The 24,617-nt window shown below is 65.8% G+C and carries 25 protein-coding genes; 19 read left to right on the plus strand and 6 right to left on the minus strand.

Annotated features, from left to right (window positions below):
• The first annotated feature begins 60 nt into the window (after window positions 1–60).
• Complete coding sequence (locus AAC050_RS01985; RefSeq protein WP_339913366.1) at window positions 61–633, plus strand: CarD family transcriptional regulator; 573 nt, start codon at window positions 61–63, stop codon at window positions 631–633.
• Window positions 634–714: 81 nt separating this feature from the next.
• On the opposite strand, the gene AAC050_RS01990 is transcribed toward AAC050_RS01985, so the two are convergent.
• On the minus strand, window positions 715–1,185 hold the full coding sequence (locus tag AAC050_RS01990) for a DUF3617 family protein (protein ID WP_339913367.1): 471 nt from the start codon (window positions 1,183–1,185) through the stop codon (window positions 715–717).
• Window positions 1,186–1,410: 225 nt separating this feature from the next.
• Here AAC050_RS01990 and rpmB point away from each other — a divergent pair, with 225 nt between their 5' ends.
• The 4 genes from rpmB to copD all read left to right on the plus strand — a co-directional run bounded on the left by rpmB (window position 1,411) and on the right by copD (window position 4,907).
• Complete coding sequence (rpmB, locus tag AAC050_RS01995) at window positions 1,411–1,707, plus strand: 50S ribosomal protein L28 (protein WP_339913368.1); 297 nt, start codon at window positions 1,411–1,413, stop codon at window positions 1,705–1,707.
• A 111-nt stretch (window positions 1,708–1,818) separates the two neighbouring features.
• Window positions 1,819–3,543: a M1 family metallopeptidase gene (locus AAC050_RS02000; RefSeq protein ID WP_339913369.1), complete on the plus strand. Its 1,725-nt coding sequence runs from the start codon at window positions 1,819–1,821 to the stop codon at window positions 3,541–3,543.
• 83 nt (window positions 3,544–3,626) lie between these two features.
• Window positions 3,627–3,989 (plus strand): copper homeostasis periplasmic binding protein CopC, encoded by a 363-nt coding sequence (copC, locus tag AAC050_RS02005; RefSeq protein WP_339913370.1) that lies wholly within the window; start codon window positions 3,627–3,629, stop codon window positions 3,987–3,989.
• 3 nt (window positions 3,990–3,992) lie between these two features.
• Window positions 3,993–4,907 (plus strand): copper homeostasis membrane protein CopD, encoded by a 915-nt coding sequence (copD, locus tag AAC050_RS02010; RefSeq protein WP_339913371.1) that lies wholly within the window; start codon window positions 3,993–3,995, stop codon window positions 4,905–4,907.
• 12 nt (window positions 4,908–4,919) lie between these two features.
• On the opposite strand, the gene AAC050_RS02015 is transcribed toward copD, so the two are convergent.
• Window positions 4,920–5,408 (minus strand): nuclear transport factor 2 family protein, encoded by a 489-nt coding sequence (locus AAC050_RS02015; RefSeq protein WP_339913372.1) that lies wholly within the window; start codon window positions 5,406–5,408, stop codon window positions 4,920–4,922.
• Window positions 5,409–5,539: 131 nt separating this feature from the next.
• On the opposite strand from AAC050_RS02015, the gene AAC050_RS02020 reads away from it, so the two are divergent.
• From AAC050_RS02020 to AAC050_RS02045, 6 genes are all read left to right on the plus strand, one after another.
• Window positions 5,540–5,818, plus strand: coding sequence for a hypothetical protein (locus AAC050_RS02020; RefSeq protein ID WP_339913373.1), 279 nt, complete (start codon window positions 5,540–5,542; stop codon window positions 5,816–5,818).
• Window positions 5,815–6,255 (plus strand): periplasmic heavy metal sensor, encoded by a 441-nt coding sequence (locus tag AAC050_RS02025; RefSeq protein WP_339913374.1) that lies wholly within the window; start codon window positions 5,815–5,817, stop codon window positions 6,253–6,255. Before AAC050_RS02020 ends, AAC050_RS02025 begins: the two co-directional genes overlap by 4 nt.
• A gap of 27 nt (window positions 6,256–6,282) precedes the next feature.
• Window positions 6,283–6,834, plus strand: coding sequence for an RNA polymerase sigma factor (locus tag AAC050_RS02030; RefSeq protein WP_339913375.1), 552 nt, complete (start codon window positions 6,283–6,285; stop codon window positions 6,832–6,834).
• 144 nt (window positions 6,835–6,978) lie between these two features.
• Window positions 6,979–8,772, plus strand: a complete 1,794-nt coding sequence (locus AAC050_RS02035) for a copper resistance system multicopper oxidase (protein ID WP_339913376.1) — start codon at window positions 6,979–6,981, stop codon at window positions 8,770–8,772.
• Entirely contained in the window at window positions 8,769–9,998 is a 1,230-nt protein-coding gene (locus AAC050_RS02040) for a copper resistance protein B (RefSeq protein WP_339913377.1), read from the plus strand. The genes AAC050_RS02035 and AAC050_RS02040 overlap by 4 nt, the downstream gene beginning before the upstream one ends.
• Before the next feature lie 109 nt (window positions 9,999–10,107).
• Entirely contained in the window at window positions 10,108–10,779 is a 672-nt protein-coding gene (locus tag AAC050_RS02045) for a CPBP family intramembrane glutamic endopeptidase (protein WP_339913378.1), read from the plus strand.
• A 20-nt stretch (window positions 10,780–10,799) separates the two neighbouring features.
• Here the strand turns inward: AAC050_RS02045 and AAC050_RS02050 are convergent, their stop codons facing one another.
• The 3 genes from AAC050_RS02050 to AAC050_RS02060 form a co-directional block, all read right to left on the minus strand.
• Complete coding sequence (locus tag AAC050_RS02050; RefSeq protein ID WP_339913379.1) at window positions 10,800–11,576, minus strand: transglutaminase family protein; 777 nt, start codon at window positions 11,574–11,576, stop codon at window positions 10,800–10,802.
• A gap of 481 nt (window positions 11,577–12,057) precedes the next feature.
• On the minus strand, window positions 12,058–13,212 hold the full coding sequence (locus tag AAC050_RS02055) for an ImmA/IrrE family metallo-endopeptidase (RefSeq protein WP_339913380.1): 1,155 nt from the start codon (window positions 13,210–13,212) through the stop codon (window positions 12,058–12,060).
• Complete coding sequence (locus AAC050_RS02060) at window positions 13,209–13,508, minus strand: hypothetical protein (RefSeq protein WP_339913381.1); 300 nt, start codon at window positions 13,506–13,508, stop codon at window positions 13,209–13,211. The genes AAC050_RS02055 and AAC050_RS02060 overlap by 4 nt, the downstream gene beginning before the upstream one ends.
• A gap of 134 nt (window positions 13,509–13,642) precedes the next feature.
• On the opposite strand from AAC050_RS02060, the gene AAC050_RS02065 reads away from it, so the two are divergent.
• From AAC050_RS02065 to AAC050_RS02085, 5 genes are all read left to right on the plus strand, one after another.
• Complete coding sequence (locus tag AAC050_RS02065; RefSeq protein WP_339913382.1) at window positions 13,643–14,350, plus strand: multiubiquitin domain-containing protein; 708 nt, start codon at window positions 13,643–13,645, stop codon at window positions 14,348–14,350.
• Window positions 14,325–15,503, plus strand: a complete 1,179-nt coding sequence (locus AAC050_RS02070; protein ID WP_339913383.1) for a ThiF family adenylyltransferase — start codon at window positions 14,325–14,327, stop codon at window positions 15,501–15,503. The genes AAC050_RS02065 and AAC050_RS02070 overlap by 26 nt, the downstream gene beginning before the upstream one ends.
• Window positions 15,500–15,943 carry a DUF6527 family protein gene (locus AAC050_RS02075; RefSeq protein WP_339913384.1) on the plus strand — a complete coding sequence of 148 codons (444 nt, stop codon included), beginning with the start codon at window positions 15,500–15,502 and terminating at the stop codon, window positions 15,941–15,943. Before AAC050_RS02070 ends, AAC050_RS02075 begins: the two co-directional genes overlap by 4 nt.
• Before the next feature lie 361 nt (window positions 15,944–16,304).
• Window positions 16,305–18,917: a PD-(D/E)XK nuclease family protein gene (locus AAC050_RS02080; RefSeq protein WP_339913385.1), complete on the plus strand. Its 2,613-nt coding sequence runs from the start codon at window positions 16,305–16,307 to the stop codon at window positions 18,915–18,917.
• A complete protein-coding gene (locus AAC050_RS02085) occupies window positions 18,917–22,324 on the plus strand; it encodes a UvrD-helicase domain-containing protein (protein WP_339913386.1) in 3,408 nt (1,135 codons plus the stop codon). The genes AAC050_RS02080 and AAC050_RS02085 overlap by 1 nt, the downstream gene beginning before the upstream one ends.
• Window positions 22,325–22,532: 208 nt before the next feature.
• Here the strand turns inward: AAC050_RS02085 and AAC050_RS02090 are convergent, their stop codons facing one another.
• Window positions 22,533–22,763, minus strand: coding sequence for a helix-turn-helix transcriptional regulator (locus AAC050_RS02090; RefSeq protein ID WP_339913387.1), 231 nt, complete (start codon window positions 22,761–22,763; stop codon window positions 22,533–22,535).
• A 135-nt stretch (window positions 22,764–22,898) separates the two neighbouring features.
• Between AAC050_RS02090 and AAC050_RS02095 the strand changes: the two genes are divergently transcribed.
• The 3 genes from AAC050_RS02095 (at window position 22,899) to AAC050_RS02105 (ending at window position 24,617) form a co-directional block, all read left to right on the plus strand.
• Window positions 22,899–23,279 (plus strand): hypothetical protein, encoded by a 381-nt coding sequence (locus AAC050_RS02095; protein WP_339913388.1) that lies wholly within the window; start codon window positions 22,899–22,901, stop codon window positions 23,277–23,279.
• A 432-nt stretch (window positions 23,280–23,711) separates the two neighbouring features.
• Complete coding sequence (locus AAC050_RS02100) at window positions 23,712–24,047, plus strand: sigma-70 region 4 domain-containing protein (protein WP_339913389.1); 336 nt, start codon at window positions 23,712–23,714, stop codon at window positions 24,045–24,047.
• A 273-nt stretch (window positions 24,048–24,320) separates the two neighbouring features.
• Window positions 24,321–24,617 (plus strand): hypothetical protein, encoded by a 297-nt coding sequence (locus AAC050_RS02105; protein ID WP_339913390.1) that lies wholly within the window; start codon window positions 24,321–24,323, stop codon window positions 24,615–24,617.

The raw sequence follows: 24,617 nt of genomic DNA on the forward strand, positions 1-24,617 counted from the left end.
GTGGATTTGTCGTCCCTGCGCCAGCGTATCTTCCTCCCCTGTTGCCGGGAAAGGAATGACATGACGAGCAAGACCGGTCTGGAATTCAAGGTTGGCGACGCGGTCGTCTATCCGGCCCACGGTGTCGGCAAGGTCGCCGCCGTCGAGGTCCAGGAAGTGGCGGGCATGGAACTGGAAGTCTATGTCGTGACCTTCGACCACGAGAAGATGACCCTGCGCGTCCCGACCAAGAAGGCCAAAACAGCCGGCCTGCGCACCCTGGCCGCCGACGATGTGGTGACCAAGGCCCTGACCACGCTCAAGGGCCGCGCCCGCATCAAGCGCACCATGTGGAGCCGCCGCGCCCAGGAATATGAAGCCAAGATCAACTCGGGCGACCTGATCTCGATCGCCGAGGTGGTCCGCGACCTGCACCGCGCCGACAGCCAGCCGGAACAGTCCTATTCCGAGCGTCAGCTCTATGAATCGGCCCTGGACCGCATGGCCCGTGAAGTCGCCGCTGCCAACCGCATCGACAAGGAAGCGGCCGTCGAACTGCTGGGCAAGTCGCTCAGTGCCAAGAAGGCCGTGCTGTCGCCGGCCGCCATCGCCGCTGCTGCCGCCGAGGCCGAGGCCGAGGCCGAAGCCGCCTGATCCACACGGCTCTCCGAACAAACAAAAGGCCCGGTCTTGCGACCGGGCCTTTTTCTTGGCCTGTGCCCGCGCCGACCGGGTTCAGAAATATTCGGCGTTGGCCGGGCACTGGGCACTGATACGCCGGGCTGTAATGCTGGCCGGGATATAGGGCGTGCCGCGCGCCAGCTGGGCCCCGCCGCGGAAGCGGAAATTCTCGGCGTCAAAAGGACCGTTCAGCCGGACATTGACGCGGCGTCCCTTGGGGTCCTGGCAGGTGCCCTCGAACCGGGCGTTGCCGTTGCCGACCTCTCGCACCGGATAGGTGCACTGCCAGCGGCGCGTCGACAGACCGCCGAAGAAGCGGTTGATCTCGCTGGGCCGCACGCATTTGGTCTCGGTGTCACGCATGCCCAAAGCGCTGGTGGTATATTCCCAGTAGCCGGGCAGGACCGTCTGGGCGGCGGGGGTCTGGGCCTGAGGGGCCGGTGCCGATCCGCCCAGCATCAGGGCCCCGGCAAGAATCGGCACGGCAGTGGCCAGGCTGCGGCTCAACAGAGTAGATGGTGTCATGGTCGCCCCTCGGTTTGAAAACAATGTCATCTATACAGTCTCTATATGGTGGCATTTGAACGGCGGCTGAACAGGTTCGTTCGACTCCGGACAGGACCGTTCGGTCTTGACGCGCGGACCGCCAGTCCTCTATACGGCCCCCTCTCGCGCGGGACATTTGCCCGCGCGTTCCTGTTTCATGCGTCCGGCTCTCCCTTTCCGGATGTGACCTTTAAGGATCTGACGATGTCTCGTCGTTGCGAACTCACCGGTATCGGCCCGATGGTCGGCCACAGCGTGAGCCACTCGAATGTGAAGACCAAGCGCCGCTTTCTGCCGTCGCTGAAGACGGTCAAGCTGGCTTCCGAGTCGCTGGGCCAGTCGTTCAGCCTGCGCATCTCGAACGCCGCGCTGCGCACCCTCGACTACAAGGGCGGTCTCGACCCCTTCATCGTCAAGGCCCGCGACGAGAAGCTGTCAACGGCGGCCCAGCGCATCAAGCGCCAGGTCAAGGCCAAGCTGGCGGAACAAACCGCCGCCTGACTGGCGTCTGAATCCCGAACTTGAAAAAGGCCGGTGGCAACACCGGCCTTTTTCTTTGCCCGCCACCACGCTTGCGCCCTACCCTCACTTCGGTCGTCTCCGGAGTTCGCTGTGCTCGCCATCCTGTTCCGCGTCGCCACTGCGGCCACCCTCTCCCTCATCCTGACCGCCTGTGTCTCGATCGCGCCGCCCGCGCCGCGCGTCTCGACGGCCTTCACCCTCGAAACCGACCAGCCGCGCACTGCCGAACAGCTGGCCGTGCGCTTCGACCGCGCCGAACTGTCTTTCCGGATCAGCCCCGAGGCCCGCGCTCTCAGCGCCGTGGCCGGCCTCGACTTCACCGCCACCGCCCCGCTACAGCGACTGGCGGTCGAGCTGGACACGGTGTTCGACATCTCCGAAATCGCCGTCGACGGAGCACCGATCTCCCCCGAACACTGGTCCAATCCCGAGGGGCGGCTGACCGTCGACCTGCCCCGCCCCCTCGCCGCCGGACAATCGGTCAGCCTGCGCATCGCCTATGCCGGCTATCCCCGGGTCGCCCCGCGCGCGCCCTGGAACGGCGGCTTCGTCTGGTCGACGACTCCCGACGGCCGGCCGTGGATCGCCTCGGCGGTACAGGGCGAGGGCTGCGACTTGTTCTGGCCCTGTATCGACCACCCGCTGGCCGAGCCGGGCCGTGTCGATCTGCACATCACCGTCCCGACCGGCCTGTCGGCCCCGGCCAACGGTCGCTTCACCGGTGCCGTCGACCAGGGCGACGGCTGGACCACCTGGAGCTGGAGCGCGGCCCGACCCAACACCTATGCCGTGGCCCTGAACATCGCCCCCTATGTCGAGCTCAGCGCCGACTATGCCAGCCGCTACGGCAATACCGTGCCGATGACCTACTGGTACCTGCCCACCGACGACCCCAACCGGGCCCGGGCCCTGTTCGACGAATTCCCGCGCATGCTCGACTTCTACGAGGCCACGGTCGGCCCCTTCCCCTTCGGCGACGAGAAGATGGGCGTGGTCGAGACCCCGCACCTGGGCATGGAGCACCAGACCATCAACGCCTATGGCAACGGCTACAAGCTGGACGGGCGCGGCTTCGACTGGCTGCTGCATCACGAGCTGTCGCACGAATGGTTCGGCAACCAGCTGACCAACACCAATGCCGATGACATGTGGCTGCACGAGGGACTGGGCTCCTATATGCAGCCCCTCTATGATCGCTGGCTGCACGGCGACCGGGCCATGCAGGCCTCCCTGCTGAAACAGCGTCAGGCCCTGCTCAACGTCCATCCGGTGGTTTCCGGCGAGCTGCGGACGGAGGACCAAGTCTATGACGGCGACAAGGGGCCGGGCCTCGATATCTATAACAAGGGCTCGCTGATCGCCCATTCACTGCGGTTGCTGATCGGCGACGAAGCCTTTTTCACGTCGGTGCGCCGACTGGTCTATGGCCGCCCCGATCCGCGCCCCGGCAATTTCAGCCCGCGCTTTGCCTCGACCAGCGACTTCCTCGCCCTCGTCAATGAAGAGAGCGGCCAAGATCTGACCTGGTTCTTCCGTGCCTATCTGTACCAGGCGGCCCTGCCCGACCTGCGCCAGACCCGCGCTGGCGACCGGCTGGAGCTGGAGTGGGTCACTGGCGACGGAGGCCCGTTCCCCATGCCGGTCGAGGTCGAGGTCGACGGCACGGTGACCACCCTGCCCATGACCGCCAACCACGGCACCCTGACCGTCCCGGCGGGGGCCCATGTCCTGATCGATCCTCACGACCAGGTCCTGCGCCGCCTCGACTATATCGAGGCCTGGAAGGCGCGGCAGACCAGCGACGCCGGGCACTGATCGCGCCGCCGGGCCAAGGGGTATGCCCGCGCGGCGCGTAGTCAGATAGAAGGCCGGAAACGGCCACAGCTCAGGAGATACCCATGCGTTCCTTCCATCTTGCGCCTTTCGTCGCCGTCGCGGCCGTTGCGGCCCTCGCCGCCGGCCCTGCTGCGGCTCATGCCCGACTGGTCAGCGCCACCCCCGCTCCCGATTCAACGGTGACCGCTCCCCACACACTCAGCCTGACCTTCAGCGAGCGCATGGTTCCGGCCTTTTCCGGCTTCGATCTCGTCAATGCCGCCGGAACCGGGATCGACACCCATCCGTCCATGGCCGAAGACGGCGTCACCCTGACCGCGACCCTCGCGCACCCGCTGGCCACCGGCGTCTATCGCGTCAACTGGCACATCGCCTCGACGGACGGCCATCGGATGACCGGCACCTACAGCTTCACAGTCCAATAAGTCATGCTCGAGATCGCGGTCATCGGGCTCCGCTGGCTGGAATACAGCGGGGCCGTTGTCCTGTTCGGCGTGCCCTTTTTTCTGCTGCACAGCTTCCGTGACTGGGACGCTCCGAATCTCACCTGGGCGCGCCCGACCCTGATCGTGGCGTCGATCGTTGTCGCGGTCGGGTCACTGGTCGCCCTGGTGGCCCAGACTGCCGTCATGGCCGGGTCACTGACCGAGGCTCTGAAGCCGGCCTCCCTGTCCTTCATGGTCACGGGCACGACCCTCGGCCTGGCCATGGTCATCCGGGTTGCGGTCGCCCTCACTGCCCTGTTCGCCCTCGCGGTTTTTGGACAGGGGCGGAGTTTGTGGCGGGTGACGGCCGTGACTGGACTGGTAATCGTCGCCAGCTTCGCCTGGACCGGTCATGGGGCGGCCACAGCGGGCCCCGGCGGTCTCATTCATCTGGGGGCCGACGTCATACATGCCGTCGCCGCAGCCTTGTGGCTGGGAGCCTTGGCCGCCCTGCTCGCCCTGCTACTACGCCGGGTGGGGCCGGAGGACCCCGCGATCCATCGCGCCCTGCACGGCTTTGCCGGACTGGGGACCGTAGCGGTAGTGCTTCTGACCGCGAGCGGCCTGGTCAACAGCTGGTTCCTGGTCGGTCCGACCCGGATCGTCGAGCTCGGCACCAGCCTCTATGGCCAGTTGCTGATCGCCAAGCTCGCCCTGTTCGTCCTGATGCTGGCCCTGGCCAGCGCCAACCGCTTCCATCTGACCCCCGCCCTGGGCACGGTCATCGCCGGTGGCGACGATTCCCGGTCGGAGCTCCAGCGGCTAAAGAACAGCGTTCTGGTCGAGACGACGGTCGGACTCATCCTGCTCGGTCTGGTCGCCGTAATGGGCACGCTGGCACCACCGGCGGCGATGTAGGGTGAATGCGCCCTAGGCAGGCGCGCGCGACGACCAGTGAATGTGGTGGATGCGCCAGCCGTCGGCCTGCCGCCGCAACACCATGGTCTCGGTGGTGAGTCGGTCTACAGCCCGGCCGTTGAACTCACCCGTGGTGCGTCCCTCGCTGGCGATCCAGGCCACATCACCCTCGGCCCAACCCGACCGCCGGACCAGGGTTTCTTCGGTGCCCGCGGCGTAGGCGGTATCACCGGCCAGATGATGCGCCGCATATTCGTCGCGCGAGCGCTCTGCTCCGCCTTGTTCGAAGATCATCACATCGGGAGCCATCAAGGCCAGGGCCGCAACCGTATCACCGGCCTTAAGGGCGGCATGGAAGGCCTCGACGACGGCCGCGGCGGGCACCGCTTCCGGCGCGACGGCGGTTTCAGCCATGACGTGATGGACCGGATCGTGGGCGGCGGCCGGTGTGGTCGCCATCATCAGGATCGACGCGGCCAGGGCCAGGGAGAGACGGGACATGAAAAACTCCGGACGTGTTGGTGAATCGGTATCGTGCGTTCTCTGGTATCTACGTGGACCGACCCCGGTGCCCTCATGAGGGCACCAGACCGTCGGCGCGTATGACAGGAGGGGTGTGACACAGGTGTGCTATGACTGAAGACCTGAAAATATTGATCGCGGCGACGCCGGTCGTCGACCATGCGCGCCTCGACGCGATGGAGGCGGCCGTCTGGTCACGAGTCGCCGAAATTCGTGACCGGCGAATGACGGATCAGGTTCGGGCCGCGACGGTCGCGGTGGCGATCATGGTCGGCGTGGCCAACGGGGGCTTTCTGATCATGGCACAACGTCCGCAGCCCTCCGAAATGCGAATTTTCACCATCGCGTCGGACCTGTCGCCGCTGACCAGTCTGGATGACCTCGGATGAAGGCGGGCTGGAAGTCGATCGTCGCCACCGCCCTGCTGGCCGCCCTCGCCAGTGTCGCGGCGACCTGGGTGAGCGCGACCTGGATCATGCGCGAGCGGGAGCCCCCCAGCCTGCACAGCATCATCCATACCGAACTGGATCTGAATGACGATCAGATGCGTCGGCTGGATGCTATCGAGGATCGCTTCGCCGGACACCGGCAGGCCCTTCAGGCCGAGGTTCGCGCCGCCAATCAGGAACTGGCCGCGGCCATCGCCGTCAGCGACGGTGACACGCCGCAGGTCCAGGCAGCGGTCGATCATTTCCATTCCGCCATGGGCGATCTGCAGAAAGCGACCATCAGCCACGTCTTCGAGATGCGATCAGTGATGACGCCAGCCCAGGCCGAGGTCTTCGATCGCCGCGTCGTCGAGGCCCTGCGCCAGGCCGCGGGTTAAGCCGCGCGCGTGGAGTCGGACTCAGGCATGGAAGTCCGGGCATCACGTGGGGACCGGGCTGCGTTCACCGCGCTGATGACGAGGACCAAGGCGGATCTGTACCGCTTCGTGCGCCGCTATGTCGGCGACGAGTCCGAGGCCCACGACGTGCTTCAGGAAGCCTATGCCGCGGCCTGGCTGGCGATACGCCGGTATGACCCCGCCCGGCCGTTCGATGTCTGGCTGCGGTCCATTGCCGTCAACAAATGCCGGGACTGGGGTCGCAAACGCACCGTCAGACGCGTGGTGCGCGGCGTGATGGGACTCGACACGCCCGAAGCGGCCGCGGTCGGCGAGGATGTGCCGGCCCCCGAGGCCCGCATCGATGATCGTCGCAGGGTCGCCGCCGTCCAGCGCGCCCTGGTCGATCTTCCCGATACGCTCAAGGTCCCCCTGCTGCTGGCCACCCTGGAAGGGCGCTCCCATGCCGAGGTGGCCGCCATCCTCGGGATCACGCCCAAGGCCGTGGAAACCCGCATCGCCCGCGCCCGGGATAAACTTGCGGCCGCCTTACGCGTTCAGGGTGATGACGGCCATTAGATTCCGGCCCGAATGAAACGATGCTGTACCCCTCGACCGGTCGGATGACGACACCCTGATCCAAGGGGACCGTCACCGACACGCGTATCTGTACAAGACACACACGCACCCGCATGACCACGCCCCGAAGGACACAACCAACCGATGTTGAAACCGCACCTGGACCGTCGATCCCTGTTGCGCGGCACCGTCGCCGGTGGCGGGCTGCTGGGCCTGCAGGGACTTCTGCCCGCCTGGGCCATGACCGGTTCGCCCGGCCTGAGGTCCGACCTGCCGACCCTGACCGGGCCGGACATCGGCCTGACCGTGGGTCATTCACCGTTCACGGTGGGCGGCCGTACGGCCCAGGCCCTGACCATCAACGGGACCCTGCCCGCACCTCTGCTACGCTTGCGCGAAGGCCAGAATGTGCGGCTTGCGGTGACCAATACCCTGGACGAGGACACCTCGATTCACTGGCACGGCCTGCTGCTGCCGTTCCAGATGGATGGCGTGCCCGGCATCAGCTTCCCGGGCATCAAGCCGCGTGAGACCTTCGTCTACGAGTTCCCGATCAAGCAGTCCGGCACCTTCTGGTACCACAGCCATTCCGGCCTGCAGGAGGCGCTCGGCCACTATGGCCCGATCGTCATCGATCCCGCCGGCACCGACCCGGTTGGCTACGATCGCGAGCATGTGCTGGTCCTGTCGGACTGGAGCTTCATGCATCCGCACGAGATCCTGGAAAAGCTGAAGAAGAGCCCCGGCTATTTCAACCGCCAGCGCACCACCCTGGTCGGGCTGCTGGACGGCAGCGACCGGATGAGCGTGGAAGAGCGCCGGATGTGGGGCGGAATGCGAATGGACCCGCGCGACGTCCTCGACGTCAACGGCACAACCTATACCTATCTGATCAACGGCCACGGTCCGCAGGAGAACTGGACCGGCCTGTTCCGCCCGGGCGAGCGTGTGCGGCTGCGCGTCATCAACGCCTCGGCCATGTCGATCTTCAACGTCCGCATCCCCGGCCTGGCCATGACCGTAGTGCAGGCCGACGGCGAGAATGTGCGCCCGGTCGAGACCGACGAGTTCCAGATCTCGGTGGCCGAGACCTATGACGTCATCGTCCGCCCGACCGAGGACCGCGCCTACACGATAGTCTCCGAAGCCATCGACCGCTCCGGCATGGGCCGCGCCACCCTGGCCCCGCGGATGGGGATGACCGCCGAAATCCCGCCGCTGCGCGAGGTCCCCAACCTGTCGATGGCCGACATGGGCATGGGCGGGATGGATCACGGATCGGCGACGTCGGGATCGATGGCCGGCATGGACCACGGCGGCATGAGCGGCATGGAGGCCGGTGGCGACGCCATGGCCGGCATGTCGATGAGCGGCATGAACATGCGCGATCCCGACAACGCCCCGCCGGACATGGCTGTCGGGGTCGGCGTCGACATGGTCAATATGTCACCGGTCAACCGGCTCGGTGAGCGACCGACGGGCCTGGCTGACGTTGACCACCGGGTGTTGGTCTACACCGACCTGGTGTCCCTGCAGCCGAACAAGGACCGGCGCGCGCCCTCCCGAACCATGGAAATCCACCTGACCGGCAATATGGAACGGTTCATGTGGGGCTTCGACGGACGCAAATTCTCGGAGCTGGTCGAGCCGATCCGCTTCGAACGGAACGAGCGCGTACGGGTGACGCTGGTCAATGACACGATGATGGCCCACCCGATCCACCTGCACGGCCATTTCTTCGAACTGGTCACCGGCGGCCCCGCAGGGCATCAGCCGCTGAAGCACACGGTCAATGTCGCGCCGGGCGGCAAGGTCACCTTCGACCTGACCGCCGACAACCCCGGGGACTGGGCCTTCCACTGCCATCTGCTGATGCATATGCACGCGGGGATGTTCAACGTCGTCACCGTGCGACCCATGGACGGAGCGGCGTCATGAACCGCCTCGTCATCGCCCTGGTCCCGCTGATGGTCGCCGTCGCCCCCGTCGCCACCCAGGCCCAGACGGCTCACGGCGGGCACACGACACCGCCGCCCCCGGCACGCACGCAGACGCCATCGGCACCCCACGCCGGGCACCGGACACCCGCGCCTGCGCCTGCAAGACCGACCCGACCGGCCACAGGTCCCCACGCCGGGCAGCGCGCGCCTGCCCGGCCGGTGGTCGCGGACCTCCACGCGGGCCACGTCGCCCCGACACCGCCCGTCGCCACCGATCCTCACGCCGGGCACGACATGTCGACGATGACAATGGGGCAATCCGAAACGCCGGCCCAGCCGGAGACCGACCCGCACGCCGGGCATGACATGTCGACTCCGCCTGCGGCCACCAACCCTCATGCCGGACACGACATGTCGACGATGGCGATGGGACCGCCCGATGTGCCGACCAGCGCCGACAATCCCGGCCGCCCGCCGGAAGCGCCGGTTCCGGTCACGGCCCTGAGCGGCCCGACCCACGCCGCCGACCTGATCTACGGAGCGGCAGCCATGGCTGCGTCACGCCGGGGCCTCGTGGTCGAAAATGGCGACATACGCACCACGGCCGTCATCGTCGACCGGTTCGAGGTCAGCTCCGGCAACGGGGCTGACAGCTGGCTGTGGGACGTCCAGGGCTGGTCGGGCGGCGACATCAACCGCTTCTGGTGGAAGTCCGAAGGTGAAGGTGAAGTCGGCGGCAATCTCGAGTCGGTCGAAATCCAGGCGCTCTACAGCCGTGCCGTTTCACCCTTCTGGAACCTTCAGACCGGCGTGCGTCAGGACGTTCGGCGCGACGGTGGGGATACCACCCATCTGGTGCTCGGTATTCAGGGACTGGCTCCGCACTGGTGGGAGGTCGACGCAGCGGCCTTCCTGTCGACAGACGGCAATCTGACCGCCCGGGCCGAAGCCGAATACGATCAGCGCATCACCCAGAAATGGATTCTCCAGCCGCGCTTTGAAATCAAGGCCTCGGCCAACGACATCCCGGAACTGGAGACAGGAACGGGCCTGACCTCCGTCTCGGCTGGATTGAGACTGCGCTACGAGTTCCGCAAGGAGTTCGCCCCCTACCTCGGGGTCGAATGGAGCCGCGCGCTCGGCAATACGGCGGACTATGTCGAGGCCCGCGGCGGGCAGGTGGACGACACCCGCGTCGTCATTGGTCTCAAAGCCTGGTTCTAGAACTGACTCCGGAAAAGGCTCCGGCCTGACGGGCCAGGACCCGATGCCGAATAGCGCTTGCCCGGGTCGACCACATCGGCGAATCTCCTGAGCCGGAGATCGTAGCGACATGTCGACAGAAGTAGTGGCCCTGGTGATCGCTCTCTCCGGCGCGACCCTGACGCTGATCCTGGCGCGGAGCCTCGGCCTCGACTCCCTCTCCTGGGGTACCCGTCTGGCCCTCTGGGCCGTCGCCGGCGCGGCCCTGCTGGTTCTCGCCGTCGACAGGGGGTCTCTCGTTGCGACGATGGGCAGTATTGGGCTGGCTGAACCGGGGCGACGCTCCCTGCTATGGGGTCTCGCCGGTGCCATAGGGCTGATGGCGACGGGTGGAGCCGTCCTCGCGATCCAGCGCCTTCTGGGGGTGTCCGCCGGCGATCAGGACACCTTTGCGCGGGTCGCTGCCCTGCCCCTGGCGCACCGGTTGTTCATTATCCTGACCGCAGCGGTGGTCGAGGAAATTCTGTTCCGCGGCGTCCCCCTGACAGTCGGTCCGCCGATACTGGGAGGTCTCGCTCCAGCGGCGATCATGGCCGTCGCGGCCTTTGTCCTCGCCCATTTCCGCTGGAAGCCGATCCACCTCATCCAGGTCGCTGTCGCCGGAGCGGGTCTGTGCGTCCTGTTCGTCCTGAGCGGTGGCGATCTGTGGGCCTGTATCGTCGCACACCTGATCATCGATGCCGTCGGTTTTCTGATGGTGCCGATGATCCTGCGCCTCAAAGGGAAAACCGCCATCGGTTGACCGTGCGCCCGGCCGATGGCTCAGACCGCCTCGACCGTAACCGACTGACGGACCATTTCGCACGCGTCCCGGGTGCTCAGAAAGGCGATGTCGGCCGCGTCACGGCCACTGGCGATCCGCACCAGACCCGCGATCGGGGCCAGGCCGGTCGGGTCGATCAACCACCAGCCGTCCGACAGCCAGACCTCAAACACGGCGTGAAAATCCGGGGGGGCCAGTTGAAAGGCATAAGCACTGACCGCCCGCGCCGGAATGCCCGCGGCGCGACACAGGGTGATGCCCAGATGGGTGAAGTCGCGGCATACGCCCGCGCGGTCGATGAAGGTTCGGGCGGCCGTGGTTTCGCCGTCAGACACGCCGAAGCGATAATCGACGTTCTCGGCGATCCAGGCGACGATGGCCCGCACCCGCGTCCCGCCGGTCAGGGTGCCAAACTCGCGCTCGACAAACCGGCCGAACTGGTCGGACGGGCAATACCGACTCGGCCACAGATAGGTCAGCACCTCCACCGGCAGTTCAGCCCAATCGTGTTGAACCGCAGCGGACGACAGCTCCGTCAACCGCCCGTTGTCGACCAAGGCCTCATAGAGCACCGTCACCTCACCCGACAGGCGAGCCCGCAATGGCCGCGTACCGAAATCGACTGTCTCGTCCACGCGGAACGGGACCGCCGGGGTGAGGGCCAGCGTCTCCTCCAGAATCTGTTGTCCTGGCCAATGGGCGACGTGGATCTGGAAAATCGCGTCCATCGGCGGATCGAAGCGATAGACCAGCTCGGAACGGACACGGAGTTTCATGGCAGCCTTTGCGCGAGAGGGGGACAGGGCCTCAACGCCGCCGTGGCCGTATCGGTCCCGAGGGTCGGCGGCAACCCGTGCATAAAGCCATCCGGGCACAATGGCGGCTCCGCAGGACCGCTTACGGCTCCAGTTCGATGTCCCAGTAGAGGAAATTTTAGTCGCCAGACTTCTCGATTTATCTTCCTGATATTGCTGAAAAATCGCGGATCACTGCAAAATCTCAGCGGCGATTGGTCACCACATGGTCACCAGAGGACGAGATTTCGCGGTCATTACCGGTCATTCTCGTCCACGTAGATCGACTAGCAGAAATCGTCACATAAGTCTCGACTGTGACCGAGTGCGCCACGAGCGGACACCAAGACTGTCTCGAAAACCGGGACGCGATCGGCTTAGAGATCGACCTTTTCAGACCTCATGGTTGGCGCGTGACAGCGCCGTCTTCACTTCAATCTCGACAGCCGATGAAGTCTCCCAATCATGTGTCACCAAAAAGCTGGGAACGTACCTCGCCGCGCCCGAGGAGTTTCGCGAACCGCCTGTAGTCTTGGTTCTCTCGCTGCCAGCGTCCCGCAACGACAGCCGGATGCACTTTAGCTTTCAGGGCGACCGCCAAGACGCCATCGGTGTCGAGGTCGTCGGCGACGTACTTCTTCCACACATTCGGGGGAATGAGGGCGTCTTGGGCGAACCTGTCAGCTTCGTCCTCGATCTCGTCGGCACCCTTGAGGTCGAGATCGTCAAGGATCAGGCGTCTGTCTGCATTCAGGTGGCGAGCGACGTGGCAGAACTCGTGCAGCAGCGTGAACCAGAAATTGTCGAGCCTGTCGTGGCGCAGCGTCATGGCGATCACCGGCGCGCTATCGGAACGGCACAGGGCGGCGCCATCCAGATAGGTTCCGGGAAGGTGTTCGAGGGCGACGAAGACGATCCCGTATGCTCGCAGCTTCGCCTCCACCAAGGATAGGCCGTCGGCCTGCTGGCTCAACCTCGCCAACTCGATCCCCCACTCGGACTTTATGACGGGTCGCTTGGCCGGCATCTTCACCGCATCCGCCTTGACCACGACCGCTGCACACCACGCGTGAAGCGCCGCGAGATCAGTCTTGGCGTTGGTGCGGTCGGTCCTAGTCTTGCGCAGGAACGCTGGAGCCGCTGAAGGCGGAAAGATCCTGTCGATGAACTGCTCGTAAGTCTCGCGAGCCTTGAGGACACCGAATGTCCTGAGCTTGTCGAGCGCCGCCTTCGACGGCTTGCTCACCTTGGCGGAGGCCTCGCGCGCAGGCGCGGCGATCAGAGCGGCCGCAGGGATGCCGAGATGCTGGTTCAACGACCGGATCATATCGATCGAGAGATCCCGCCGGCCTGACAACACCTCAGACACCCGCGCCCGGGACCCGATGTACGGTTCGAGGTCCCGCGGCTGAAGACCTCGCTGCGACATCCTGAAACGTATCGCCTCGACCGCGGTCGGCGCCGGCAGATCGTACTGACTTTTCTCCCAGCGCTCGACGAGTGCCTGGATTATTTCAAGTTCATCCACTGAGGAAGCGTCGGATCTGGAAATGAGGACCGCTGCTCTGGCAAGAGACGCCTGGTACGTCTCTTCGGTCCGGATGGGGGCAATTTTCATGCGGACCTCCGCCGCCTTGCAGCAGCAGGAGTCGAAGCTTTGGCGGGCTGAACGGTGTCGATCAAGGCGATACCCCTTTCAAAATTGAACGCGACCACGGCGTCGAGCGCATCATCGACGGCGATGACAGCCCGGTTCTTCGACCAGCCAGCGCGCGGAAACGACGAGGTCACGTCGTCCACGCACGCCCAGTCTCCCGCCTCGAGTTCGGCGCAGAGCGCCGCGCATGCGCCACGCGCGGCAAGCGAGGCGCCAGCCGCCGCTGCGAAAAGCTTTGGCGCACCCATGAGCTTCATTGGTTCCAGAAGTAACGGAAGTCGATGATTCGATCATAGTCGATCCCATTTTGGGATCAAACCTCTTGCGAATCCGTTCCGACTGTGAGATTTCAATCTCGCTCCCATTTTGGGATCACAAAGGAACGCCAGACATGACGACGCCCGACTCCGACCCTCCCGACCTGATCGCCGCCGCCCGGGGCCGCAACTTCCCCTTCACCGTGAACGGGCGCCCGTTCTCCATCGATGACGACGATCCGAGCGGCCGCGATCTCCGGGCGGCGGCCCGCCTGGATCCCGCGAGCGCCTGGATCCTGATCCAGATCCGCGACCGGGGTGCGACCTCGCTCGGCCTGGACGACAAGATCACGCTGCGGAAAGGTGAAACTGCGGTGTTCCGCGCCTTCGAGAGCGACCGTCTGTTCTCCTTCACGCTGGTCGAGCGCGGCTGGGAGTGGGGGGCGGAGACGATCCTGGAAAGCGAGCTGCGCCAGTACGGCGAAGTGCCGGACGATTACGACATCGTGCAGGACAAGGCCCACGACGAGGTCATCGAACGCGGCTCCGCGATCTCGCTGACGGACAAGGGGGCCGAGCAGTTCATCACGCGTCCGACGCCGCCGCGCGAGGTCACGATCCGGGTCAACGGTCGCAAGCGCACCGTACCGGCCGGCCTGATCACCTACGAGACCGTGGTCGGCCTGGCCTTCCCGGACGCCGTTCCCAACCCGGATGTCATCTACACCGTCGGGTTCCGCCACGGCGGCGCCGCCCACCCCGAAGGTTCGCTCGTCGCGGGTCAGTCCGTCGAAGTCCGTGAAGGGATGATCTTCGTTGCCACACCCACTAATCGCTCGTAGCCCCGACCTCGTCCGTCTTCAGAACGAGGGCTTCGACATCGAGATCCGCGCCGGCCACCTGGTCGTCCACGACATTCCGTACGTGAATGACCGCAAGGAGGTCGGCGTCGGGACCCTCGTGTCGGACCTGACCCTGAACGGCGACATCACCGCGACGCCGCAAAACCATGTCGCCATGTTCGCGGGGGACCAGCCCTGCGACATGGAGGGGCGGCCGATCACCGCCATCACCCACGCGACCCAGCGCCAGGATCTCGGCCAGGGCGTGGTAATCGACCGCTCGTTCTCGAACAAGCCGGCCGCCGGGTATGTGGACTACTTCCACAAGATCACGACCTACGTCGCGATCCTCTCGGGTCCGGCGCAAGCGCTCGACGCCGGCGTCACGGCCCGGACCTTCAAGGTCCGCGACGGTGACGACGACAGCCCGTTCCGTTACGTCGATACGGCGAGCAGCCGGGCCGGCATCAGCCAGATCACCCGGAAACTGGCGCTGAACCGGGCCGTCATCGTCGGTCTGGGCGGCACCGGCGCCTACACGCTCGACCTGCTGGCCAAGACGCCAGTGCGCAGGATCGACCTGTTCGACGGCGACCGGTTCCTCCAGCACAACGCGTTCCGGGGCCCCGGCGCGCCCTCGATCGAACTGCTGAGGACAAAGCCTTGGAAGGTCGACTACTGGCAGTCGGTCTACAGCCACATGCACGGCGGTATCGTCGCCAACCGCACCTATCTGCATGACGAAAACGTCGAGCAGCTGGCCGGGGCCGACATCGTGTTCCTGTGCATGGACGCCGGTCCGGCCAAGGCGGCGATCATTCGCGGGCTCGAACGGCTCGGTCTCAGCTTCATCGACGTCGGCATGGGACTCGATCTCGTGGATGACCAGATCCTCGGCCAGGTGCGCATCACCTCGAGCACTCCAGCGAAGCGCGATCACGTGTGGGCCGGTCGCGTCTCGATGGTCGGCGGCGACGAGGAGGACCTCTACGGCCGCAACATCCAGGTCGCCGACCTCAACATGCTCAACGCGTCCCTCGCGGTCGGACGCTGGAAGCGGATGCTCGGATTCTATCTTGACCTCGAGCACGAGCATCACTCGGTCTACGCCGTCGACGGCAATCACCTGCTGAACGAGGAGCGGGCGGCATGAGGATCGACAGGCTCAGGCCGTCTTTCGTGGCGGACATTCCGGAAACGCTAGAACCGGGCGTCCTCTACCTGGCGCTCGAATATGACGCGATGGCCCACCTCTGCGCCTGCGGCTGCGGCGCCGAGGTCGCCACCCCCATCGGCCCGACCGACTGGAGGATCGCTTGGAACGGCGTCGGCATGACGGTGCGTCCGTCGATCGGAAACGGCTCGCTGGCCTGTCGCTCGCACTATGTGATCGAGGCCGGACGGATCAATTGGTGCGCGCCCATGTCGGACCGCGACATCGCGGGCGAACGGGCGAGGACCGCCGCAGCCAAGGGGCTTACGCCCTACCCGAGCGCGCGTCAGGCCGAGCCTCCCGAGCCGCAGATTGCCCAGCCGCTCGCTGCGCAAGCCCCTTGGTACATCCGGGCTTGGCGTCAAATCGTCGGCTCATAGGCGACGTCATCTGCGGTTGGTCGAAACGCCGCCTTTTACGATGTTCCTTCCCGCGCCCCATCCTAATGTCGGGGACGGGCGCGGGAAGACGACGTCCGCCGCCACTAGCCGCCACTATCTGTCTTTGTAACGACATCAAAACCTAGCTTCGAGTTGCATCAGCCAGACGCGCCGGTCTACCTAATGCGAATGGTGAAGCTGGGCGCCGCAGCTGACGAAGAGCTTGGACGCCCCTAACACCCGCGCTTCCGTCACGGCGCCCCAGCCCGCTTAGATCCACTTCAAAGTGCGATCGAACCCGTAGGATCCGGCGATGCCCTTGTCTGTCCGCAGAACTGTCATAGCGCATGGCCGTCTAGCGATGCGGCAACTGCGCCTCGAAGCAGCGCGTCAGTCGCGTCACGGTCTTCAGATTCTGTCCTTCGAACAGTTGGCGGTCCGACTCGCCGGCGGCTTCTGCCGCTCCATCGATGATGAAAGCCTGCGGATCGCGATCCAAGCGACATTACCGGTCACGGCCGTCGGCGAACTCGAGGGCATCAAGACCCTGCCGGGCATGGTCGCGGCCTCGGCCGGCACGCTGAAGAAGGCTTGGCACGCCGGCGTCGATCTCGCCGGCCGCCCGGAGGAGCATCCCCGCCTCGACGCCATCGCCCGCCTTGAGGCTGGAGTTCTCGCGCGACTGCCGGCCGGTATGCTGCGGCCCTGCGACCTTGTCGCTGCGGCTTGTGACCGGCTCGATCATGCACCCGCCGTGCTGGGGCCGGTCGAGATCGTCGGAGTCACCGAACTTTCCCCGTGTTGGCGTCCCCTGCTGTCGGCGCTGGCCGGTCGGATTCAGGTCACCTGGACGGCAGGTCCCCGTCCTACCCCGTCTTGGCTGGAAGGGATGGAGGTCACTATCTCCCGCGAGGATGCCCAGGCGCCGGCCATCGAGGCCGTCAGCGCCGCCACCGCTTATCACGAGGCCATCGAGGCGCTGCGCTGGGCGAGGGCGCTGCTCGCCTCTGGCGAAGCGACCCCTTCCGAGATCGCCATCGCCGCAGCCTCGACAGGGGAATACGACGATCACCTCTTCACCCTGCGGGCCGACGCCAATCTGGACCTGCACTTCGTGCATGGGATCAAGGTGGTCACGACGCGCGACGGCCAGGCCGCCGCGGCGCTGGCGGACATCCTTGTCCGGGGCCTCTCCCAGCCACGCCTCCGGCGCCTGGCCGTCCTTTGCGGCTCCGAGGCCGGGCCATTCGAAAGTCTTCCCGACAACTGGATGCGCGTCCTGCCGCCGGATGCGCCGCTGGGGTCCATGCAAGCGTGGGATCGCCTTCTGAATCGCCTGACGCCGGGCGACTGGCCGGATGGACGCGATCACGTCGCTACGCTTCGGCCGCTTGTTGCCCTGCTCCTTCAGGGCCACGCCGCCGCCGAACTCGCGGGCCAGACCTTCCTCACCGGTCGCGCCCGCGCGATCTGGCGCAAGGTCCTTCTGGCCGGGCCCGCCGCCTCGCTCGACGCGACGCTGGACACCCTCAAACAGGACGACGGCCTGGAGGCCTGCGTCTCCGTCGCCTGGATGCCGGCCAGTGCCTTGGCCGCCTCGCCGCGCAAATTCGTGCGGCTGGTCGGAATGAATTCGTCCCGCTGGCCCCGCGCCATCTCGGAAGACCGACTGATCCCGGACCATGTGATCCCCAAGTTCGATCTGGACCCGCTTCCCGTCGACGCCGCAGATCGTCGGGATTTCGAGACCATCTTGGCGACCACGCACCGTCAGATCGTGCTGTCCCGCGCACGGCGCGATGGGGAAGGCCGTCTTCTTGGGAGAAGCGCCATGACCGTGGCCATGCCCGAGGAGGTCTATATCCGGCGCAATGCGACCCCGGCCCACGCCTTCAGCGAAACCGACCGGTTGATGGCCCGCCGCGACGAGTTCGCCGGAACCGCACAGGCGGAGAGCGCCCTGGCAGCCTGGCGCGACTGGCATCGGCCAGAGATCACCGCCCATGACGGGCGGATCCGCCCAGATCACCCGCTCCTACTAGCCATCCTGGAGCGGACCCAGTCCGCTAGCTCGCTGCGCCGGCTGTTGCGCAATCCCCTCGCCTTTGTCTGGCGCTACGCCCTGTCGCTGAAACGCCGGGACGTCAGCGACGAACCTCTGGTGCTCGACGCTCTTCAGATGGGCAACCTCGTTCACATGACCCTGGACATGGCGCTGTCGCTTCTGGAAGCCGGCGGCGGTCTCGCCGGGGCGAGCGACGACGAGATCGAGGCCGCCGTCCAGGCCGCCGCATCCGAGGTCGCCGTTCGCTGGGAGGCCGAACAGGCGGCTCCGCCCGAGGTCATTTGGCGTCGCACCCTGGAAGAGGCGCGGATGCTGACTACCCGATCCCTGACGTTCGGCGACGAGGTGCTGGCGGACGCCACATCCTACGGCGAGGCGGGCTTCGGCGGCTCCGAGCCCCGGACGGCCGGGGCGACGCCGTGGGATCCGTCGCGGGCCGTGGAAATCCCAGACACCGGCTTCAGGATCAGCGGCTACATCGACCGGCTGGACGTGTCCGGCGACGGTCAGCGGGCTTTGGTCAGGGACTACAAGACGGGCAAGCCGCCTAAGGACGACATCGTCATCAACGGCGGCAAGGAACTGCAGCGCTGTCTTTACGCCTTCGCCGTGAAGGCGATGCTGGGCAATGACGTCGCCATTACCGCCTCGCTTCTCTATCCTCGTGTCCCGGCCGAACTCGTCCTAGCGGATCCGGAGGCGACGCTCGCCGACATCACCGGCCACCTCCAGGCCGCCCGAGCCAGTCTGATCTCGGGCGAGGCCTTGCCCGGCCCGGATGCGGGCGGGAGCTATGATGACCTGTCCTTCGCCCTGCCGGCGAACGCCGCCGCCACCTACTGCAAACGCAAGACGCCCGCCGTCGTCGCCGCCCTGGGCGACGCGGCCCTTGTCTGGGATGCGCTCTGATGACCGACACCGTTCAAGGGCTTCGCGACGACGAGGCGCGCCGCACCGCCATAACTATTCATGATCGGTCCATCCTCGTCGAGGCGGGCGCGGGCTCGGGCAAGACCGCTGTCATGGCGGGCCGGATCGCCGCGATGTTGGCGGAAGGCACGCCGCCGGCCTCGATCGCAGCGGTCACCTTCACCGAACTTGCGGCGAGCGAACTTCTGGTCCGGGTCCGCGACGTCGTCAGCGAACTGGCCGCAGGCCACGTTCCCGCCGAACTGCGGATCGCCTATCCGGGCGGCCTGAGCGAGACCCAGCGCGGCCATCTGGCCCTGGCCTATATGGCGATCGGCGACCTGACCTGTTCCACGATCCACGGCTTTTGCCAGCGCCTCATCAAACCCTATCCGGTCGAGGCGGATATCGACCCGGGTGCCGCCATCCTGGACCGCAACCAGGGCGACCTCGCCTTTGTCGAAATCGTCGACTCTTGGCTCCGGCACCAATTGTCGGGGGGCGAAGGCGGCCTGCTGGCCGACCTGGTGCTGCATAGCCCGGGGGAAACGGTGGCCCTGGTCCACAAGATCGCCGACAACTTGCGCCGACGCCGTACGGTGTCGGCCCCGGCGGTCAGTCCTCTTGCTCCGCTGGTCTTGGCCTTCCGGCAGGCCGTCGATGATCTCGCGACCTTTCTGGCCGGCGCCCCCGCCGTGGAGGCCGAGACGGCCGACCAGTCGGTGCGTTTTGGAGAACTGGCCGACGCGATCGACGATGCGACCGTGGAGACCCCGGCGGGCTTGGTGCGTTTGCTGGTCCTCAAGCCCCACCGCGACCTCACCACCGCCACGGGCGCCTTCAGCGCCTATCGCAAGAAGGGCAAATGGGCGGACGCCGCCAAGCGGCAGGGGCTGTCGAAGGCCGAAGGCGACCGGTTGAACCTGGAGGCCGGCGGCCATTACGACGCCTGCTGCAAAGCCTGGTCAGAGATGACGGAAGTGGTCGCGAGCCGGGTGCTTGCCGACTTGATCCGCCAGGTGCAGCCCGTTCTGCGGCGGTTTCGCGAGTACAAGCGATCGACGGCCCTGCTGGATTTCGACGACCTGATCTTCGCCGCGCGCGATCTGCTGCGTGACCATGACGATGTCCGCCGGGCCCTCGCCCTGCGGTTCTCACGGGTTCTGGTCGATGAGTTCCAGGATACGGATCCGATGCAGACCGAGATCTTCTGGCGGCTTTGCGGCGAACCACCGTCGGGCGTCACGGGGGACGCGGCTTCGGACTGGGCCGCCTTCCACATCCGGCCGGGCGCGCTCTTCCTGGTCGGGGATCCGAAACAGGCGATCTATCGCTTTCGGGGCGCCGACGTCGCCGCTTACGTCCGGGCGCGGCAGGCATTCGCCGCTCGGGACGGAGACAGCGTCCTGTCGATCTCGACGAATTTCCGGTCCTGCGCCCCGATCCTAGCCTATGTGAACAGCCGGTTCGAAGCCGTTCTGTCCAGCGACGGCCAGCCGGGATTCACCGCACTGGACGCCTTCCACCCCGACCGCGGCGAGGCCGTATGCGTCGCGGCCCTGGACGTCGCCGCCGCCGACGCCGACGGCAAGGCCTCGCCTGACGTCCAGCGTGACGCGGAGGCGGAGGCCGTGGCTGAGATGTGCGCCCGGCTGATCGGTAGCGAGATGATCTTGGATCGTCGCTCCGGAGACAGCCGCGTCTGCCGCCCGGGCGACGTCGCTTTGCTGGCTCCCACGGGCAGCGAGCTGTGGCGATACGAAGAAGCGCTTGAGCGTCGCGGCATCCCCGTCGCCACCCAGGCCGGCAAGGGCTTCTTCAAGCGTCAGGAAATTCAGGACCTCATCGCCATCACGCGGGTGCTGTCGGATCGCCGCGACACGCTCGCCCTGGTCGCGCTTTTGCGAGGACCGCTCGTCGGTCTGACGGAAGAGGCGTTGCTCGACATCGTCTGGGCCCTGGCCCGGCCGGAGGACCGTCCGGAGGATGTGGGCAAGCTGGACCTCGGCGTCGAAGCCGCCGGGATCGCCCATGCGCTCGCGCGGCGCGTGATCGAGACCCTTCAGGCCTTGCAGCGTCGCGTTCACAGCACGACGCCTCATGACCTCCTGTCCCAAGCCGTCGATGCTCTTCGGGTTCGGCCGCTCTTGCTGCAGCGGCACCAGGGCCAAGCGGAGCGGGCCCTCGCCAACGTCGATCTCTACCTGTCGATGACCGCCGGCTTCGCCGTGCGGGGGCTGCGCGCCTTTTCCGAGACGATGACGGCGGCCTGGACCGACGAGGCCCGAGCCGTCGAGGGCCGGCCCGACGCCCAGGAGGAGGCGGTCGCCCTCTACACCATGCATGCCGCCAAGGGGCTGGAGTGGCCGATCGTGGTTCCGATCAACACTATGACCAGGATCATGGCGGCCGAGAACGCGGTCACCGACCGCGGCACCGACGTCTTCTACTGCCCGGTCCTGGGGGTAAAGCCGGCAGGTTTCGACGCGGTGCGAGAGGCGGAGAAAGACGAGCTCGACCGCGAACGCATTCGGCTCTGGTACGTCGCCTCGACCCGGGCGCGCGAACTTCTCGTCCTGCCGCGCCTGGATGTGGCTCCCGTCAAGACCGCCTGGATCGGGCTGCTCGATCTGTCCCTAGCCGACCTGCCCGCGCTGGACTTGGCCCATCTGTCTCCCGAGCCGGGCGAGGGCCGCTCGGGCCAACCCAATACCCAGACGCGCGAGGTCTTCGCCAGCGAAGCCTCCAGAATCGTAGACGGTCAGGTCGCCCTTCGCTGGCTGGCGCCTAGTCGTGATGAGGGCGGGGACGGCCCGCTGTTGACACCAGAGATCGCTGAGATCTGGGCGGCATCCGACACATCCCAGCCCGATGAGGACATTCCATCACCGGCCGTCCAAGGTGGCCGGGAACGCGGACTCGTCCTGCACAAGCTGCTCGAGGAGGTTCTGACGGGCGAGACTGCGGACGACGCCGAAGCCTTGGTTTCGCGGGCTCGGGACCTCATCATCGCAATCGGCCAGAGTCCGGTCGAGGACGCCGCGACCGGACTGTCCGCCACCGAACTCGCCGGCTGCGTCAGCCGGACCCTAGCTCTGCCAGAGATCGTGGCGCTTCGGCCGACCCTCATTCCCGAGTTTCCGGTTTACGCGGCTATGCACGATGAAGACGGGGAAAAGGTCACCGTTGGGGTCACCGATGCAACCAGCTTCGGCGCCGACGGCCAAGCCGAGGTAGTCATTGACTGGAAGAGCGACGTGCGGCCGACGCCGGAAACGCTCGATCACTACAACCGCCAAGTCAGGAACTACCTTGATATGACCGGTACACCGCGCGGCCTCATAGTGCTGGTGACCAGCGGACAGATCATCACCGTCAGCTCATCTCCCCGTCCGTCTGCGTTCTGACAGAGTAAGGCAGACCTCGTCGATTCTCAGCAGCGGAGAGAGCTGGATAGGCTCAACGAAAGGTGTGAGTGAAATCGCTAGGCTGGAGCAGGCTGGCCTGGCGTTGCCCCACCAATGGCGGCTACGCCGTCGCTGGTACCCCTCCGTGCTCGCCCCACAGACTGCTGGCAGCCCGACTGAAGGCCTGCCCCTGCGCATTTCGGGACGCTCAGGGGTTGAGCCGGACTCCAGGACCACCGGACGCATCTGCGGAAATGAAGGTGATGCCAGCTTCCTCTAGCGCGCGCTGGATGCGAGCCATATTGGTCGCCAAAATAGCGCCCTTTCCCGTCTCGAACCGCAGGATCGTAGAGTCGGCGACACCGGAAAGTTCCGCCAACTTTCTGACGCTCAGGTTTGCCCCAGCTCTGGCCATTCGGACCTGCGCAGCGTCGATCATGATCGAAATTCCTCCACGCGTGACGGAATTTCGTTGACTTAGTCATCGAAATTCGGTCGAGTGTAGGGGAGATTCCATCAAACTCCACCGTTCAGCGCCGACTGAGCGACCGGGCGACTGCGCGGGAGATCAAACATGTCTGACGGGTCGAAGTTGTCTACGCACGAGAGATGGCTTGCGCTCGATGATCACCGGCTTCGCCTGCTGGACGCTTGGTGCGAACTCCACATGCATCTGGAGAGGCAAGTTGGATGGTTTGCTTCGTCAGACGCAGCGCGAGCCGAGGTAGAGCAGACCACCGGCCTGTCCGATCTCGACACCACCTTGAGCCTGATCCACCGGCGCCTTCGCCGCTGGCTGCGTGCACTGCCGACCGACCCCACAGATGACGTCGCAATCGTGACGGCCAGCTTGCGGATCGCCGAGCGGCTTCTCCCGGCGGAAGAGAACCGCGTCGTGCATGGAATGATCACACGGGCCGTGCGGGACCTGAAGCGGATGCAGGATCGGTCATGACCAGTCGGCGGCGCGGAACGGATCGCCACCTCGCGGCGGCGTTCTCTAAGAACGCCCGGTCATTTCATGCCATGGCCCGCAGTCAGCGGGACCGGCACGCTGGGACGTCGGCCTATTATTTAGCCATCGCCATCGAGGTCGGCCTGAAGGCTTACCTCATTCATCGCGGGATGACTGATCAATGGAACCGGGTCCACCTTCGCCATGGCCTGACCAAGGCGTTGAAGTGCGTCCGGCGTGCCGGGTTGAAGGACGTCCCGAAGGAATGCGCGAATTGGCCGACTTCCTCAGCCCGCTGTACGCGTCTGGGGCTCTGTCGAGAGGCTTGGCCAGACCGGTGATGCCACTGCCACCGACCGCCGCCGACCGAGCTATCGCCGAGTTGCTGACTACGGTCGAGACCATCATCGCGGACGGAGAGAGGGGTGGCGGATGATTCCCTCAAAGCCTCGACCAAAGACCCGCCGCAAAAGGCCGACTAAGGACGATGGACAAGTCCTTGTTCGGGCGATCCTGAAACTGCCCATAGACCTGCGCGACGTGTTCCTCCTGAATCGGATGGCGGGCATGACCTATACCGAAATCGGGCTGTACCTTGGGATGGCCCCGAAGGCCGTCGAGACTTCGCTCGCCGCCGCGCTGGGTAGGCTTACGCAGGCAGTCACCGCGAGCGACGCATCTTTGAAAAATCGGACGACGAAACTGACCTGCATCGCGGCCAGGCCAAGCCAGACGCAGAGCGTGCCACGCCTCCGCGAAGCGCCCTAGACGCGCAGGTCGCCTCCGAAACGGGAATTAAGAATCACGTCGGACCAAGTCCGATCAAACCCTATCAAAGGTCAGCAATCCTCACGCCGACGAGAGGTAAGTTCACGATCTCGGGAGGAGAGTTCGCGTTCCAAACATCTCTGAATAAGCCTGAAATGGCCTGAAACAACTCTGTTGCGCCGAGCGCCGATCTTGCCCGATTCGTCCAGATGTTGCCCCCTTGTTTCCCCAGCTTTCTGACGACAGCGTGGAAGGGAAAGTGAGGAGTAACCGATGACTGAGTTTCAATTTCGCGGCGCCGAAGATCCCCTGCTGACCCGCAAAGAGGCATCAACCGAGCTTCTGCGTATGGGCATTCGCCGTTCGCCCTCGACCTTGGCCAAGATCTTCTGCACCCGATCAGACGGCCCGCCCTGCACCCATCTCGGGCGCACGCCCTACTATCCGAAAAGCCTGCTGCACGACTGGGCGCGCAGTCAGCTCACCGGTCTGAGGTCCTCGTCCAGCCAGCCGCGTCGGGCGGCCGAATGGGATGAGCCCACAGGGGACCGCCATCGGCCTTCCCTGTGA

Source organism: uncultured Brevundimonas sp. (assembly GCF_963974615.1).
Classification (GTDB): domain Bacteria; phylum Pseudomonadota; class Alphaproteobacteria; order Caulobacterales; family Caulobacteraceae; genus Brevundimonas.